The organism is Leuconostoc fallax KCTC 3537 (assembly GCF_000165675.1).
Taxonomy (GTDB): Bacteria; Bacillota; Bacilli; order Lactobacillales; family Lactobacillaceae; genus Leuconostoc_B; species Leuconostoc_B fallax.
On the sequence record NZ_AEIZ01000018.1, the window covers coordinates 18,421 to 33,672 of the forward strand.

Consider the following 15,252-nt stretch of genomic DNA (forward strand, 5'->3'; position numbering starts at 1 on the left):
GGATTAAGCAAGCGCACGTATAGAAAGCTGATGGTTGATGGAAATCAGTCGTGTTAATGCCCAAGGTTGCTAAGCATTTTAATTAAAAATAATAAGTTAAGTGACAATTAGTCGTAAAAGCTGATTGTAATTTAGGTGGTACCACGTGCAAGCGTCCTAATAAATTAATTAGGGCGTTTTTTTATGATTAAAGGAGTAATGCTAATGCGTGACATTGATATGTCGACAAAATATAATCCCACTGCAGTTGAATCCGGTCGGTATGACGAGTGGCAAAAAAGGAATTGTTTAAGCCTGAGGCGAATTTGGCTATTCGCGATGGTGAACCAGAACCATATTCGATTGTGATTCCACCACCAAACGTGACCGGAAAGCTCCACTTAGGTCATGCTTGGGATACGACGTTACAAGATATGATTATTCGTCAAAAACGGATGCAAGGTTTTGATACCCTGTGGGTACCTGGTATGGATCATGCCGGTATTGCAACTCAAGCTAAAGTTGAACAACGCTTACGTCAAGATGGTGTAACGCGTTATGATTTAGGTCGTGAAAAGTTTGTTGAACAAGTTTGGCAGTGGAAAGATGAATATGCTGCGGTTATCAAGCAACAATGGGGTAAGATGGGTCTTTCATTAGATTTTGAGAGAGAACGTTTTACTTTGGATGATGGTTTAAATAAAGCGGTGAATAAAGTCTTTGTTGATCTTTATAAAAAGGGCCTAATCTATCGTGGTGAATACATTATTAACTGGGATCCACAAGCAAGAACTGCTTTGTCAGATATCGAAGTCATTTATCATGATGATGAGGGTGCTTTTTATCATGTGAAGTATCCATTTGTCAATCCAAATGACACGTATAATGGTCAAAACTATATCGAAATTGCAACAACTCGTCCCGAAACAATGATGGGGGATATTGCGGTGGCAGTTAATCCAACTGATGAACGATATAAAGATCTAGTTGGCAAAAAGGTGATTGTACCTTTAGTTAATCGTGAAGTCGAAATTATTGCGGATGAATATGTTGATAAAGAATTTGGTTCTGGAATGGTTAAGATTACACCAGCACATGATCCAAATGACTTTATGGTTGGTAATCGTCATAATTTAGAACGTATTAATACGATGAATGATGATGGTTCTCTTAACGAGTATGCTGGTAAGTATAATGGTATGGATCGCTTTGAAGCGCGAAAAGCGATGGTATCTGACTTAGAAGCTGGCGACTATATGTTACGCATTGAACCGATTGTCCATTCTGTTGGACATTCTGAACGGACAGGAGTGCCAGTTGAATCACGCCTATCAACGCAGTGGTTTGTAAAAATGGCACCTTTAGCTGAACAAATTTTAGCTATGCAACAAAAGCCTGATGAAAAGGTTAATTTTGTACCTGAACGTTTTGAAGATACCTTTACACATTGGATGGAAAACATTCGAGACTGGGTTATTTCTCGTCAATTATGGTGGGGACATCAAATTCCAGCTTGGTATAAAAATAAGAATACCGATCAAGAAGAAATTTATGTTGGTCAAGAAGCACCTGAAGGCGAGGGCTGGGAACGTGATGAGGATGTGCTAGATACCTGGTTTAGTTCAGCACTGTGGCCTTTTTCTACAATGGGTTGGCCTGAAAAAACAGATGGTGATTTTGCACGTTACTATCCAACGAACACATTGGTGACAGGCTATGATATTATCTTCTTCTGGGTCGCACGCATGATGTTCCAAGGAAAAGAGTTCACAGGTGAACGACCATTTAAAAACGTATTAATTCATGGTTTGATTCGTGATGGTGAAGGTCGTAAGATGTCTAAGTCATTGGGTAATGGTGTTGATCCAATGGATGTGATTGAAAAGTATGGTGCTGACGCATTACGCTGGTTCTTGGCCACAGGGTCTACGCCAGGCCAAGATACACGTTTCACTTATGAAAAGATGGACGCATCTTGGAACTTCATCAATAAAATCTGGAATGCTAGTCGTTATGTTATTATGAATTTGGCAGAGGACACACCGACAAAGTTGCCTGATTTTGATAAATTAACCCTTGCAGATAAGTGGATATTATCACGTTTGAACACAACAATTGCAAATGTTACGCGTAATTTTGACAAGTTTGAATTTGGTGAAGCCGGTCGCGAACTATATAATTTCATTTGGAGTGATTTCGCTGATTGGTACATCGAAATGACTAAAGAAACATTGAATGGTGATGGTGATAAGCAACCTGTACAACAGACGTTAGCTTATGTTTTGGATCAAACTTTGAAATTGCTTCAACCCATTATGCCGTTTGTGACAGAAGCCATTTGGCAAGAGATGCCAGCACAACAGGGTAAAAATGAAAGTATTGTCGTTGCAGCTTATCCAGTAAGTCATGATCAGTTGAATGATGCTCAAAGTGAAGCTGCATTCAAGACATTGCAAGATTTGATTATCGCTGTACGTAATATTCGTTCGGAAGCAAATGCACCGATGTCAACGGAAATTGATTTGTTAATCAAAACAGACGATGCAGCAATTAAGGCAATCTTTGAGTCTAATGCAGACTACATTAATCGTTTTGCACATCCTAAGTCATTGACGATTTCTGCTGATATTGAAGCACCAGCATTAGCAATGTCACAAGTGATTAGTGGTGCTGAAATTTATGTACCATTAGCTGAACTGATTGATATTAATGAAGAGATCAATCGCTTGGCCGGTGAAGCTAAGAAATTTGCGGGCGAGGTGAAACGTGCACAAGGTAAGTTAGGCAATGAAAAATTTGTCCAAGGTGCACCAGAAGCTGTTGTCCAAGCTGAACAAGCGAAATTAGCCGATTGGCAAACTAAGTTAGCAGCAACGCATGAGCGTCTTGCAACTTTGAAAGCAAATCAATAATTTTTAGAGTCGCCTTTGGGCGACGTACATATGAGGAATTTATGGCACGTTTAACATCAATTGAATTAACCAATATGATTATGATTGAAAATCCAGCAACGCAAGAAATTCTTGTGGAAAATCGATTGAATCCAAAATGGCCTGGTGTCACTTTTCCTGGTGGACATATTGAGATTGGTGAAACAGTTACCGAGAGTGCGATTCGCGAGGCAAAGGAAGAAACTGGCCTTACGATTGTTCAGCCCAAATTGGTTGGTATTAAGGAATGGCCACTAGGTGTAACAGGTGAACGTTATATTGTATTTTTGTATAAAGCCACGAAGTTTAGTGGTGAAATTTGTTCCGGCCGTGAGGGCGAAATATTTTGGACAACGCGACAAAATTTAGTGACGTATCCAACACCTCATACATTTCTTGAAATGCTAAAAGTTTTTGATGAGGAACAAGTCAATGAGTTAGCTTTGTTGGAAAAGAAGGCTGAACAATGGCGGTTTGAATGGCAATAAAAAAAGCAGTATCCCAGATGGGATACTGCTTTTTTGTTATTACCATTCCCAAATTTTCATACCAGCATTTGTTTGTTTTACAAATGGTTCGGAGAGTTTTAGGAATTCATCGATATCTTTTTTAACGAGGTCGGCACCTGATTGCCAAAATTCTGGCTGTGTCAAATCTACATTAAGATGTTTCATGGCTAATTCTTCAGAAGTCATATTAGCTGTATCACGAAGTAAGGCGATATATTGCTCTTCGAAATCACTGCCCTGTGCCTTTGCTTGGGCATAGATACCAGCGCTGAATAGGTAACCAAAAGTATATGGGAAATTATAGAATGGTACTGAATCAATAAAGAAATGTAACTTAGAACTCCAAAAATGTGGATGGCGAGTATCTAAAGTATCTGCGAAGGCTTCTTTTTGTGCTTGGTCCATTAATGTATTTAATCTTTCTGGTAGCACAATACCTTTTTGGCGCTCTTGATAGAATGCATCTTCAAATAAGAAGCGTGCCCGAATATTTAAGAACATGGCAATTGGATTTGTCATTTTGGCATCTAATAATACAATTTTCTCGGCATCGGTTTTGGCTGCCTGAACATTAGCATCGGCTACGATTAATTCGGCAAATGTAGAAGCTGTTTCTGCTACATTCATCGCATAAGCATCACGCCAAAATGGTAAATCTGTGAGTTGGTAAGAATGGAAAGCATGACCCAATTCGTGAGCAATGGTTGCTGCATCATTCACTGAACCAGTATAGGTTAAGAAAATACGTGATTCGTGTAGATCTGGAACAGACTCCATATAACCGCCAGGTTGTTTATTTGGCCGATTCTCACTTTCAATCCATGGGTTTTCAAAAGCCATCTTGGCAAAATCAGCCATTTTAGGTGAAAACTTGGCAAAGTTTTCAATGATAAATTTGGCAGCATCATCGTATGAAATATTTTTAGGGTGATAGTCGCCAATATGGGTAATGGGTGCAACTTGATCCTGCCAACCAAATTCTTGCAAACCTAATAATGACTTTTTGCGATCAAAATAAGGCTTGAACATGTCCTTGTTACGGTCAACAACAGACCACATCGCATCTAGTGTTTCTTTTTTCATGCGATTCATTTTAAGTGGTTGCTCTAAATGATCTTGATAATGGTGTGCGCGTTGGTTGGTTATTCTAAATCCAGCCAAATGATTTAAGGTATCTGCGGTTAGATTTTCAGACTGCCCCCACATTGCTTCGTAATTTTTCATGATATCAGCACGAACATTATTGTTGGGTTCGCCGTCTAACATGTTCAAAGCCTGGCCAGATGAAATTTCATGCTTTTGTTGATTGGCATCTGTATATGTCATTTTTAATGAAGCGCTAATTGTATCATAGTGCTGAGACCATGCATTTTGACCGTCTAAAGCAAACTTATTAATAAGAGATTCTGTTTGATCATCCAACAAACGTTGCGCTTCATCACGCAGTTCATTTAAATAAAAGGCAATTGGCGCTAAACGCTCGTGTTTTTGTATTTTAGCAAAAGTATCATCATCGAATTGGCGTAAGACTTTTTGAAATTGATTCAGTGGGTTGGTGAAATCTACCCAAAGTTGACCAATCTTTGTGAGATGGGGTGTATAAATACTATTACCATAATCAGTCGATAATAGACCATTGACAAAAATATTTACCGTACCCAAACCAGCACCAATACTTTGCGCTAAATCAGCTAAGTCGGCTAATTGATTGAATTGTTGATCTTCGGATAGGTTATAAGTCGTCACTTTTTGAGCAAAATCTTTAATTTGCTCTTGAATAGTGGTGTACTTATCAGCAAGTTGTGGTGATTGAATACCGCCGGGGAAAATACTATCTAAATCCCAATTTTGTGAATAGACCATGTGATACCTCTCTTCAAATTGTGCGTGCTGATTAACTATACCGTCATTATACCGTTTTTATGAAATAAGCACTAATCATAAATCATTTGTCAGATATATTATTTTTAGGTACAATACCAAAGTTATGAAAAAAAGAGATTAATCAAAAAATATACCGATGGATTGGCATTGGTCTCATTATAACCAGTATTGTATTATTTGCGGCTGGTAGTTATTTTTTAAAGTGGCACAAGTACGCGATGTACGCTCGAACCAACCAGATGTACTAAGATCAAAGCAAGATGCACTGTATCACTACGAAAATAGTTTCTTAAAGCAAAAAAGCAAATGCTACATCAAACAACAAAAGATCATTTGAAATTAGATGCTTGGTATGTTCCGGCGGATAAAGCAACTAACAAAACCGCTATTTTGGCGCACGGTTGGCATAATAATAAAACGACAATGGCTATTTATGGTCAACTATTTCATGAATTAGGGTATAATGTATTAATTCCAGATAATCGTGCACATGGAGATTCCCAAGGTAAGTTAATCGGTTATGGTTGGTTGGATCGGCGTGATTATATTGGTTGGATTAATCAGATTTTACAAAAGAATGGTCAACAAAGCGATATCGTATTGTATGGCATGAGTATGGGCGCAGCAACTGTTTTATCAACTTCTGGTGAGCGTGATTTACCAGCACAAGTTAAGGCAGTCATTGCTGATTCGTCCTACACGAGTGTGTGGGATGAGGTGAAATACGAAGCCAATAATATGTATCATTTACCATGGTTTCCACTTGTAAATGTTGTATCAGGCATATCAAAAGTTAGCGCGCGATATAGCTATGCGGAGGCGAGTCCAATCAATCAGGTCCGTAAGAATACACGACCTGTTTTATTCATTCATGGCGACAAGGATGATTTTGTCCCAACCAAAATGGTTTATCGTCTATATCAAGCAGATAATGGACCAAAATCACTGTGGGTAACCAAAGGTGCCAAGCATGTCCAAAGCTTTCATGATTATCCAGTTACCTATCGTGAAAAAATTAGTCAATTTTTAAAGCAATATGATAAATAAAAAACGTCTACTAATCAGTAGACGTTTTTATTTAAGCTAATGCACCCATCGGATCCCATGGGGCAAGTTGTGTTGGTTCGGCTGTATCATAAATATTTCTAAGCTTATCTGATAGGAAGGACTTATTGACAACCACCTGATAAGCATACTCGCTCATCCAATCATCGGACATAATAAAGTAACCCTTTTGGCCAACCTTTTCACCCCAAGAATTCTCGACCTTCCAACGCAATGGCTTACCGCTATCATCTAAATCGACGCCTGTCAGAACCATAGCATGTGTCATGAGGCTCTCACCATAGTCCAAACGTTGGGCTTTTGTCATCATCGTGTTGACTTGTAAGAGATCGTCTGTTGCAAACATATTATTGGCCATTACACCGCTTCCACGATCCACTTGTGGCCCCATATCAACGCCAAACCACACGCTTTGATGAGCCTGTAGTTGTTTAATGGCTAATGATTTCATCAAATCGATATCTACGTTTAAGTGCTTGACTTCGCGACCACCAACAACGTTGCCCAGCATATCAACAGTATAAGTTGCATTAAACGGCTTGTCTGCAGTTGGTGCATTGATAATTGAAATATAGTCATCTAATTGCCAGCCGATAAATTGCTCATAGTAGGCTTTTGGCGTTAGATTATGTTCAACATGATAGTTTTTATTTTGGTCACGATAAGTAAAATCAAAGGCAACAGGGGGCTCACCAAAAGTTAAACTAAGCATGTTATAAACTTCGGACAGCATGGTTTGCCGTATTTGTGTTATCTCATCTGTACTGGCTTCTTGAGCTATCAAATTACGTAGGATAACGGCATCGTGTCTTAACTTGGTATTAAATGTTGTATTGAAGGTGCGAGAAGATGATGATTCATAACTTTCAGGATAAACAGATTGAGGGACAACACCATATTTTTGAATAATGGCCACCATCATATCCCATTGACCGCCATCTTGCTGTGGCGTCGTCATCAAAAAACTCACTTTTCTTGAATTAAGTGCTTCAGTAGCTGTGGCTAATACATTCTCGTAAAAGTAGTTTGCTTTTTCAAATTTATCCCAAAAATACGTATAACTTTGGGAAAGTTGGAAATCCTCAGATAAATGGAAAGTGTCTTTAATATCATGTCGCATTGTATTAAGCGCAGCAAACATCCAGCAACGACCGGATTGCTTTTGATTGGCTACTTTACCAGTATCAAGGTCAACTGAAAAAACATCGGGATTCTGATTGATAGTTTTTTGATTAAAACTTGTCGCTGCAATGCCGTTTTTGGTGATAGCACGTTGACGAACGGCATGTTCAATTGTTTGCGTATTTTTTCTAAATTGTTCAATTTGATGTAATGAAATAGCGAATGGCATATAAAAAAGCTCCTTATTTTAGTGGATAATGTATTTGTTAATCATCTTACACTTTTAAAATGTAGGTGCAAGACCTCAAAAGTCGCTTTTTTTCTGTTACACTACTTTATATATTGAGAATGTTTGAAGTCGAGGTTTAAAAAAATGACGCCGAAACAGTTTTTGGATTTAGTTGAAGTGCGTGTAGTCATTCCAAGTGTCGCACCGTTAATGGTAGGATTAGCATACAGCCAGTGGCAGTATGCTAGAATTAATTGGTTAAATGCCATACTACTCATAATTGCTACGGTATGTGTCCATTTAGCAGTGAATACTTTTAATCGTTATGAAGATAATAAACGTCAGCAAAATAACAGCTATTTACGTGAAACAGTATCAGAAGCAACTATCACAGATAAACAGGTATTGCACGTGGCAGTTAGCTTAGCCGTAATTGCGGCGATTGCAGGTATATCAGTGGCGCTGCTTACAGATTATGTCACTTGGATTATTGGTATCATTAGCTTTTTTATTGGCTACCTGTATTCAGCTGGACCTAAGCCGATTACTAACACACCGTTTGGAGAGTTGGTGTCAGGTATCACAATGGGATACTTTATTTTGTTGCGCAACTATATGTGAATACGCAAATACAGTTGAGTTTGGCAATATTGTGGCAGTGGTTGATTGTAAGCTTACCATTGGTTATTTTGATTGCCAATATTATGTTTGCTAACAATATTGCAGATCATCAGGAAGATGAAGAGAATCATCGACATACATTAGTACACTATTTAGGCCTTTCTCGGTCTAAAGTGTTGTATCAAGGACTAGTTGTACTAGCTTTAATTGAAATAATAGTGGCAATTATACTTAAATATGCACCACTACCAATGCTAGTCACTTTATTATTAGCACCAATCCTTATTCAAAATGCGCGTACTTTTACGAAAAGACCAATAAAAGAAGAAACGTTTGTATTATCTATTAAAAATCTAGTGGTATTAATGTTGGGGATGACAATAACGTTGGTTGTTGCCATTATGATGTAATGGATGCGGTAAAAATATGGAAAAGAAAATTACGATTAACGATATCGCACGTATCGCCAATGTCTCAAAAAGTACGGTTTCTCGTTATTTGAATGGCGGGTCTATTAGTCCTAAAACACGTGAGAAAATTGATGATGTAGTTGTTGCACATAATTATCAACCCAATGCTTTTGCGCAAAGTTTAAAGCAGCAAATTAACCACACTGTAGGGGTTATCGTGCCACGATTAGACTCATCGGCTCAAACAGAAATGTTGCGTGGATTAGATAATGCGAATCAAGATGATATATTCTTAATTGTTAATAGTTATCAAGATGAAGCACGTGAATTAGCTGCGATTGAAAGGTTATCTTCTCAAAATATTGGCGGGTTAATTTTATTGACAGCCAATATTAGCGCTAATATTAGGCAATTACTGGAACAGTTTGATATTCCAATCGTCATTCAAGGTCAAGATGACAGTGGCTTTCACCGTGTTGTGATGAATGATGTAGCAGCTGGTCGCAATGTTGCGGCGTATCTATTAACTTTGGCACCACAACGTGTTTTGCTATTGGGTATTGACGCTAAGAAGGATCAGGCGATTGGGCATGATCGATTTAATCCTATTCAACAAGCGTTGCATGATCAGCAGATTGTATATGATATAGTGATGAGTGATTTCAATTTGCAGGTTGCCAAAGACGATGCGTTAACGGCAATGCAGCAACAGCAGTATGATGTTGTCGTTGCAGCAACAGATCGAATGGCAGTCGGAGCATTGCAAGCAAGTTTGACGTTGCATCAATCACCGAAAATTATTGGCTTTGGACAATCAGACATGAGTCGCATTGTCACACCCAATTTGACAAGCTTTGAATATGATTTTTTTGAAACAGGAAGAGCGCTCTATCATTTATTTGATGAAGTGCGGCATCAGCCTGAGCCACAAAAGAAAAGAATTCTTATTAACGGGCAGTTAACAGTGCGCGCATCAACAAATTAATAGTAATTTTAGTTAATCATGTTAAAAAACAACCATTTATGCCGAATAATTCAAGTTATCCATAGAGAATGTGTATGATGAGAAGGTGTTCTGCAGAACATTCAAGGGGAGTATGAAACTTCAACGCATATTTTGAAAATGCGTATAATATAACTATGCAAAATTTAAATTATGAACAACTCAACGGACTTGCGTTAGCTTATATCGGTGATGCAATTTATGAAATTCAAGTGCGGCAATATTTGTTATCGACTGGTTTGACTAAGGTCAATGATTTACAACGACATAGTAAACAATTTGTTTCGGCCAAAGCACATGCCAAAATTTTTAAATGTATGACAGAGGATCATGTACTGACTGATGATGAACTGAACTATTTTAAGAGGGGCCGAAATGCTAAGTCACATACAAAGGCTAAAAATACTGATGTGGTGACTTATCGTATATCAACGGGAATAGAAGCGCTTTTTGGCTATTTATATCTTTCAAAACAGCAAGATCGTATAACAGAATTAATGACATGGATTTTTAAGCAAGTATCATCAGAAAGGGTTAACCACATATGAACCAACAAAGTAAAGCACCAGCCAACACTGACTTCATTTATGGACATCATGCCAGCGTTGAAGCACTTAAAGCAGGTCAAACAATCAACAAAGTTTTGCTCCAATCTGGCCTAAAAGGTAAGCATATCAATGAAATATTACAATTAGCTAAAAAGAAACAGCTGGTTGTGCAATCTGTACCCAAATCAAAGTTAGATGAAATTTCAGAAGGCGGTACGCACCAAGGCGTTGCCTTGAGTGTTGCGGCATTTCAATATGCAACGTTGGATGATTTGTTTGATCGTGCACAAGAAAAGAGCGAGACGCCATTTTTCATTATCCTAGATGGTATTGAGGATCCACATAATTTGGGTTCTATTTTAAGAACGGCTGATGCAGCTGGGGTTCATGGTGTTATTATTCCTAAAAGAAGAGCGGTTCAGCTAACGGCAACCGTCGCAAAAATTTCAACGGGAGCCATTGAGCATGTACCTGTAGTGCGTGTGACGAATTTAGCTAATACTGTTACAACTTTGAAAGAGCGGGGGCTCTGGATATTTGGAACAGATATGGCAGGTGAAGATTATCGTCATTTGGATGCTACTGGGCCAACGGCGCTTGTGATTGGTAATGAGGGAAAAGGCATCTCACCTTTACTTAAGAAAAAATGGACGGTATGTTAACTATTCCGATGATTGGACATGTTCAAAGTTTAAATGCCAGTGTAGCTGCTAGTTTATTAATTTATCAAGGTTTCAATAGTCGTCATAAAAATTAATGACTTGGAGGGAGTCTATTGGGGGATAGATTATTACCGGCTGTTCGTGCTGCAAAAAGGGGGCATGACGTTGCTTATACGGTGTTGATAAATCACTTGCGTCCGGCAATATACGATATTCATCGACGTAAAGTATTTAGCCACATTCGTGAAGACGATTGGTATTCAGAAGGGTTAGAGTTATTGATGCGTTGTGTGCGACGTTATAATATCATAGCGCCAACCGCACGCTTTTCAACTTATTTTATTCAATCGTTACACAATCGGGCAACTGACATTATTCGACAACAGCATACTAAAAAACAAGTATTTCTGAACGCTGCTTTAGCGCCGGATACTCAAAATCAAGAAGATGTTCATTTGGTGGAGATTAGTACAAATACATTTAATCCAGAAAAATTATTGCTACTAAGAGATAGTTTAGATCGTTTACAATTCAGTAACAGCCAACGATTTCGTGAAACAGTTCAACGATTACTTGGTGTTCAAGATTGGGTTGAACATGACAATTTAAAAGCAAAACGGCAAGTAGAACAATTTCAATATCGATTAAAAAAGCAATTGAAACAACTGGTTAATGAAGTTGCTGAGGATTAAAGTATTTGAATTTTATATAGCAAAATGATATAGTTATACAAGAAAATTTGAGGAGGTTACTAATGGCTAGCCAGAAAGTTTCCTTAGCGTGTACAATTTGTGGATCGCGTAACTATACAGTAATGCTATCAAAAGATCGTACAGTACGTTTAGCAGTGAAAAAATATTGTTCACATTGTGGACAACATACTTTGCATCAACAAACTAAGTAGGGTAAATTATGATTACGTATTTTAAGAATGTCGCCAAAGAAATGAAGAGAGTAACATGGCCAACACAGGAGCAAGCTTCTCGTGAGACAGTTACAGTGATTGCAGTATCTATTATATTTGCTGCCTTTTTGGGCGGCGCGGATTGGCTGCTACAAAATGGCTTTGGTTGGCTACTAGCACATTAATTTAAAATGCGTTACAATAATTGTTAGCAGGGGACTTCAATATCGGAGTTCTTTTTATTTTGAAAAAAGAGGTTATATCATGTCTGAAGAAATCGAGAAAAGCTGGTTTGTTGTTCATACTTATTCTGGGTACGAACATAAGGTGAAGGCAAACTTGGAATCACGTACACAAACAATGGGAATGTCAGAACAAATTTTCCGTATTTTAGTACCTGAACAAGAAGTCACAACAATCAAAGACGGCGAAGCTAAACAAACGATTGAAAATGATTTCCCAGGATATGTGTTGGTAGAAATGGCAACACCACAAGAAGGTAATATGACAGACGAAGCATGGTATGTGGTTCGTAACACGCCTGGCGTAACCGGATTTTTGGGCTCTCACGGTGCTGGATCAAAACCTAATAGTTTACTACCTGAAGAAGTTGAATTATTGTTACGTCGAATGGGCATGGTTACGCGAGAAACAGTTGACTTGGATGTTGAAATTGGTGATGCCGTTAAGATTATTGCAGGACCATTTTCTGGTATGGAAGGTATTGTGACAAGTATTGATCCAGAGAAGCAAGCAATAGAAGCCACTGTGGAAGTGTTTGGACGCGAAACACCAACTGAATTATCATTTACTGATATTGATACACTATAAAAAGCATTTTGATGTTGTAATATGTTGTGATATTTGATAACATTAACTGGTATGCGTAGAGCATGCGTGGGAGCAGCAGACAAGCTGCGTCTACCACAACACGAGGAGGAAAATATCGTGGCAAAAAACGTCGTAAACGTTGTTAAACTACAAATTGCTGCTGCTAAAGCAACACCAGCTCCACCGGTGGGACCTGCTTTAGGACAAGCTGGCATTAACATTGCGCAATTTACTAAGGAATTTAATGCGCGCACACAAGATCAAGCAGGATCAATCATTCCTGTTGAAATCTCTGTCTTTGACGATCGTTCATTCGAATTCGTTACTAAGACACCACCTGCAGCTGACCAATTACGTAAGTTGGTTGGTAAGGGTTCTGGTGAGCCTAACATCAAGAAGGCTGGTAACGTAACTCTTGATCAGATCAAAGCAATCGCCGAAAATAAGATGCAAGATCTAAACGCCAATGACATTACAAATGCTATGCGTATGATTGAAGGTACAGCGCGTTCAATGGGAATTACTGTTGATGGTGTTGACTTGACTGTTGAAGGTACAGCAATCAAGGAAGATGCTGAATAAGCGTTTGTCGGATCGTTAACGAAAGTTGACAAGATCAAGCGGGAGATTAGAGACTAAATTATCAGTTTTCTGATTGCTTGACCGCATTTGCAAGGAGAAAAATAATGGCAAAGAAGCATGGTAAGAAGTACATTGCTGCCCTCGAGAAAGTAGATGCTGAAAAGGCATATGCTCTTGATGAAGCAGTAGCTTTATTAAAAGAAATCGATTATACAAATTTTGATGCTTCAGTTGAAGTTTCATTCAAATTAAACGTTGACACACGTCAAGCAGACCAACAATTGCGTGGTGCTGTTGTGTTGCCAAATGGTACTGGTAAGGACAAGAAGGTTGTTGTCTTTGCACAAGGCGATAAGGCTAAAGAAGCTGAAGCAGCTGGCGCTGATGTTGTTGGTGCTGCTGATTTGGTACAACGTATCCAAGGTGGCTGGTTAGACTTTGACGTTGCCATTGCTACACCTGATATGATGGCACAAGTAGGTCGTGTAGGTCGTGCATTGGGTCCTAAGGGATTGATGCCTAACCCTAAGACTGGTACTGTGACAATGGACGTTGCCAAAGCTGTTTCAGATGCTAAGGGCGGACAAGTAACATACCGTACAGACCGTGACGGTAACGTTGCTGTACCTGTTGGTCGTGTATCATTTGATGCTGATAAGTTAGCTGAAAACATTAAGACAATTGCATCTACTGTAATTAAGTCACGTCCAGCTGCTGTTAAGGGTACTTATGTACAACACGTTTCAATTGCATCAACATTCAGTCCATCTGTAACTTTGGATGTTGCTGGTTTGTAATTGACAGCGTTAGTTGTATCTGATATACTTAACAAGTAATTGAATCTATTTTGCCTAAGACTCAGGTGGCATTTGCCTTAATACCCTGCCGAGGAAGTTTAAAACTTTTCCGTGTTGTCTTCTGGCGCACGGATTTCTTTTGCAAAATAATTTTTAAGGAAGGAGTAAAGACATGAGTGAAAAAGCTATTGCGATTAAAGCTGAAAAAGTTGAGGCAGTTGCTGAACAATTCAAGAATTCTGCTTCTGCAGTTGTTGTTGATACACGTGGCTTGACTGTTGCACAGTCAACTGATTTACGTCATCAATTGCGTGAAGAAGGTATTGTTCTTGAGGTTATCAAGAACAAGGTTTTGACACGTGCTGCTGATAAGGCTGGCTATGGTGAAATGAATGATATTTTCGTTGGACCATCAGCTGTTGCCTTCTCATCAGAAGATGCTGTTGCACCCGCTCGTATTTTGAAGAAGTTTGCTGATGCAAATGAAGCTTTGGAAATCAAGGGTGGTGTTGTTGACGGTAATGTATCTGATATTGATGAAATCAATAAGTATGCTTCATTACCATCACGCGAAGGTTTGTTTGGTCAATTGTTGGCCGAATTCCAATTCCCAATCCGTTCATTTGCATATGCTGTTAAGGCATTGCAAGAGAAGTTGGAATCAGAAAGCGATGCACCTGCTGAAGAAGCAGCTGCAGATGCTGAATAATTTAAACAAAATTACTAATAAAACATTTATTTGGAGGATATAGATCATGGCTTTTGATAAAGACGCGATCATCGCATCATTGAAGGATGCAACGATCTTAGACTTGGCTGACTTGGTTTCAGCTATCGAAGAAGAATTTGGTGTTTCAGCTGCTGCTCCTGTAGCCGCTGCAGGTGCTGACGGTGCAGGTGCTGCCGCAAAGACAGAATTTGATGTTGAATTGACATCAGCAGGTACTGCTAAGGTTAAGGTTATCAAGGCAGTTCGTGAAGTAACTGGCTTGGGCTTGAAGGAAGCTAAGGACTTAGTTGACAATGCACCTTCAAACATCAAGGAAGGCATTTCTGAAGACGAAGCTAACGAATTAAAGGCTAAGCTTGAAGAAACTGGTGCTTCAGTTACTGTTAAGTAATTGACATCTATAATATAATATCGGAGTTTATCCGTATAATAAAAATAATATATAT

General features: G+C 38.7%; 13 protein-coding genes, 4 pseudogenes and 1 other annotated feature. Of the genes and pseudogenes, 15 read left to right on the forward strand and 2 right to left on the reverse strand.

What is annotated here, in order from left to right:
* Nucleotides 1-204 precede the first annotated feature (204 nt).
* Together LEUFL_RS11740 and LEUFL_RS0105735 are read left to right on the forward strand one after the other, a co-directional pair.
* Nucleotides 205-2,891: pseudogene (locus LEUFL_RS11740) on the forward strand (valine--tRNA ligase).
* A 41-nt stretch (nt 2,892-2,932) separates the two neighbouring features.
* Nucleotides 2,933-3,397 carry an 8-oxo-dGTP diphosphatase gene (locus tag LEUFL_RS0105735; protein ID WP_010008090.1) on the forward strand — a complete coding sequence of 155 codons (465 nt, stop codon included), beginning with the start codon at nt 2,933-2,935 and terminating at the stop codon, nt 3,395-3,397.
* A 39-nt stretch (nt 3,398-3,436) separates the two neighbouring features.
* On the opposite strand, the gene LEUFL_RS0105740 is transcribed toward LEUFL_RS0105735, so the two are convergent.
* Nucleotides 3,437-5,281: a M3 family oligoendopeptidase gene (locus LEUFL_RS0105740; RefSeq protein ID WP_010008091.1), complete on the reverse strand. Its 1,845-nt coding sequence runs from the start codon at nt 5,279-5,281 to the stop codon at nt 3,437-3,439.
* A 149-nt stretch (nt 5,282-5,430) separates the two neighbouring features.
* Here LEUFL_RS0105740 and LEUFL_RS11745 point away from each other — a divergent pair.
* Nucleotides 5,431-6,349, forward strand: a pseudogene (locus LEUFL_RS11745) (alpha/beta hydrolase).
* 31 nt (nt 6,350-6,380) lie between these two features.
* On the opposite strand, the gene LEUFL_RS0105750 reads toward LEUFL_RS11745, so the two are convergent.
* On the reverse strand, nt 6,381-7,718 hold the full coding sequence (locus LEUFL_RS0105750; protein WP_010008093.1) for a C1 family peptidase: 1,338 nt from the start codon (nt 7,716-7,718) through the stop codon (nt 6,381-6,383).
* A gap of 144 nt (nt 7,719-7,862) precedes the next feature.
* Between LEUFL_RS0105750 and LEUFL_RS11750 the strand changes: the two are divergent.
* The 12 genes and pseudogenes from LEUFL_RS11750 to rplL all read left to right on the forward strand — a co-directional run bounded on the left by LEUFL_RS11750 (nt 7,863) and on the right by rplL (nt 15,197).
* Nucleotides 7,863-8,749 (forward strand): annotated as a pseudogene (locus tag LEUFL_RS11750) (prenyltransferase).
* A gap of 16 nt (nt 8,750-8,765) precedes the next feature.
* Entirely contained in the window at nt 8,766-9,734 is a 969-nt protein-coding gene (locus tag LEUFL_RS0105760; protein ID WP_010008094.1) for a LacI family DNA-binding transcriptional regulator, read from the forward strand.
* Nucleotides 9,735-9,889: 155 nt separating this feature from the next.
* Nucleotides 9,890-10,300, forward strand: a complete 411-nt coding sequence (locus tag LEUFL_RS0105765; protein WP_010008096.1) for a Mini-ribonuclease 3 — start codon at nt 9,890-9,892, stop codon at nt 10,298-10,300.
* Nucleotides 10,297-11,057, forward strand: a pseudogene (gene rlmB, locus LEUFL_RS11755) (23S rRNA (guanosine(2251)-2'-O)-methyltransferase RlmB). The gene LEUFL_RS0105765 and the pseudogene rlmB overlap by 4 nt, the downstream one beginning before the upstream one ends.
* 18 nt (nt 11,058-11,075) lie before the next feature.
* Nucleotides 11,076-11,654 (forward strand): sigma-70 RNA polymerase sigma factor region 4 domain-containing protein, encoded by a 579-nt coding sequence (locus LEUFL_RS0105775; protein ID WP_010008101.1) that lies wholly within the window; start codon nt 11,076-11,078, stop codon nt 11,652-11,654.
* A gap of 62 nt (nt 11,655-11,716) precedes the next feature.
* On the forward strand, nt 11,717-11,866 hold the full coding sequence (gene rpmG, locus LEUFL_RS12640; protein ID WP_081458730.1) for a 50S ribosomal protein L33: 150 nt from the start codon (nt 11,717-11,719) through the stop codon (nt 11,864-11,866).
* Between the two features lie 8 nt (nt 11,867-11,874).
* A complete protein-coding gene (gene secE, locus LEUFL_RS0105780) occupies nt 11,875-12,051 on the forward strand; it encodes a preprotein translocase subunit SecE (protein ID WP_010008105.1) in 177 nt (58 codons plus the stop codon).
* Nucleotides 12,052-12,130: 79 nt separating this feature from the next.
* Nucleotides 12,131-12,697 (forward strand): transcription termination/antitermination protein NusG, encoded by a 567-nt coding sequence (nusG, locus tag LEUFL_RS0105785; RefSeq protein ID WP_010008107.1) that lies wholly within the window; start codon nt 12,131-12,133, stop codon nt 12,695-12,697.
* A gap of 117 nt (nt 12,698-12,814) precedes the next feature.
* Nucleotides 12,815-13,279: a 50S ribosomal protein L11 gene (gene rplK / locus LEUFL_RS0105790; protein ID WP_010008109.1), complete on the forward strand. Its 465-nt coding sequence runs from the start codon at nt 12,815-12,817 to the stop codon at nt 13,277-13,279.
* Nucleotides 13,280-13,383: 104 nt separating this feature from the next.
* Nucleotides 13,384-14,076: a 50S ribosomal protein L1 gene (gene rplA, locus LEUFL_RS0105795; RefSeq protein ID WP_010008110.1), complete on the forward strand. Its 693-nt coding sequence runs from the start codon at nt 13,384-13,386 to the stop codon at nt 14,074-14,076.
* Between the two features lie 35 nt (nt 14,077-14,111).
* Nucleotides 14,112-14,223 (forward strand) — a sequence feature (ribosomal protein L10 leader region).
* Nucleotides 14,224-14,248: 25 nt separating this feature from the next.
* Nucleotides 14,249-14,785 carry a 50S ribosomal protein L10 gene (gene rplJ, locus LEUFL_RS0105800; protein WP_010008112.1) on the forward strand — a complete coding sequence of 179 codons (537 nt, stop codon included), beginning with the start codon at nt 14,249-14,251 and terminating at the stop codon, nt 14,783-14,785.
* Between the two features lie 46 nt (nt 14,786-14,831).
* Nucleotides 14,832-15,197, forward strand: a complete 366-nt coding sequence (rplL, locus tag LEUFL_RS0105805) for a 50S ribosomal protein L7/L12 (RefSeq protein ID WP_010008114.1) — start codon at nt 14,832-14,834, stop codon at nt 15,195-15,197.
* Nucleotides 15,198-15,252: the final 55 nt, after the last annotated feature.

What these genes read in the sequence shown, in the direction of transcription:
- LEUFL_RS0105740 (WP_010008091.1), bottom strand. Translation starts at nt 5,281, where the DNA reads ATGGTCTATTCACAAAATTGGGATTTAGATAGTATTTTCCCCGGCGGT.
- rpmG (WP_081458730.1), top strand. Translation starts at nt 11,717, where the DNA reads ATGGCTAGCCAGAAAGTTTCCTTAGCGTGTACAATTTGTGGATCGCGT.
- rplJ (WP_010008112.1), top strand. Translation starts at nt 14,249, where the DNA reads ATGAGTGAAAAAGCTATTGCGATTAAAGCTGAAAAAGTTGAGGCAGTT.
- LEUFL_RS0105765 (WP_010008096.1), top strand. Translation starts at nt 9,890, where the DNA reads ATGCAAAATTTAAATTATGAACAACTCAACGGACTTGCGTTAGCTTAT.
- secE (WP_010008105.1), top strand. Translation starts at nt 11,875, where the DNA reads ATGATTACGTATTTTAAGAATGTCGCCAAAGAAATGAAGAGAGTAACA.
- LEUFL_RS0105750 (WP_010008093.1), bottom strand. Translation starts at nt 7,718, where the DNA reads ATGCCATTCGCTATTTCATTACATCAAATTGAACAATTTAGAAAAAAT.
- LEUFL_RS0105735 (WP_010008090.1), top strand. Translation starts at nt 2,933, where the DNA reads ATGGCACGTTTAACATCAATTGAATTAACCAATATGATTATGATTGAA.
- LEUFL_RS0105760 (WP_010008094.1), top strand. Translation starts at nt 8,766, where the DNA reads ATGGAAAAGAAAATTACGATTAACGATATCGCACGTATCGCCAATGTC.
- rplL (WP_010008114.1), top strand. Translation starts at nt 14,832, where the DNA reads ATGGCTTTTGATAAAGACGCGATCATCGCATCATTGAAGGATGCAACG.
- rplA (WP_010008110.1), top strand. Translation starts at nt 13,384, where the DNA reads ATGGCAAAGAAGCATGGTAAGAAGTACATTGCTGCCCTCGAGAAAGTA.
- nusG (WP_010008107.1), top strand. Translation starts at nt 12,131, where the DNA reads ATGTCTGAAGAAATCGAGAAAAGCTGGTTTGTTGTTCATACTTATTCT.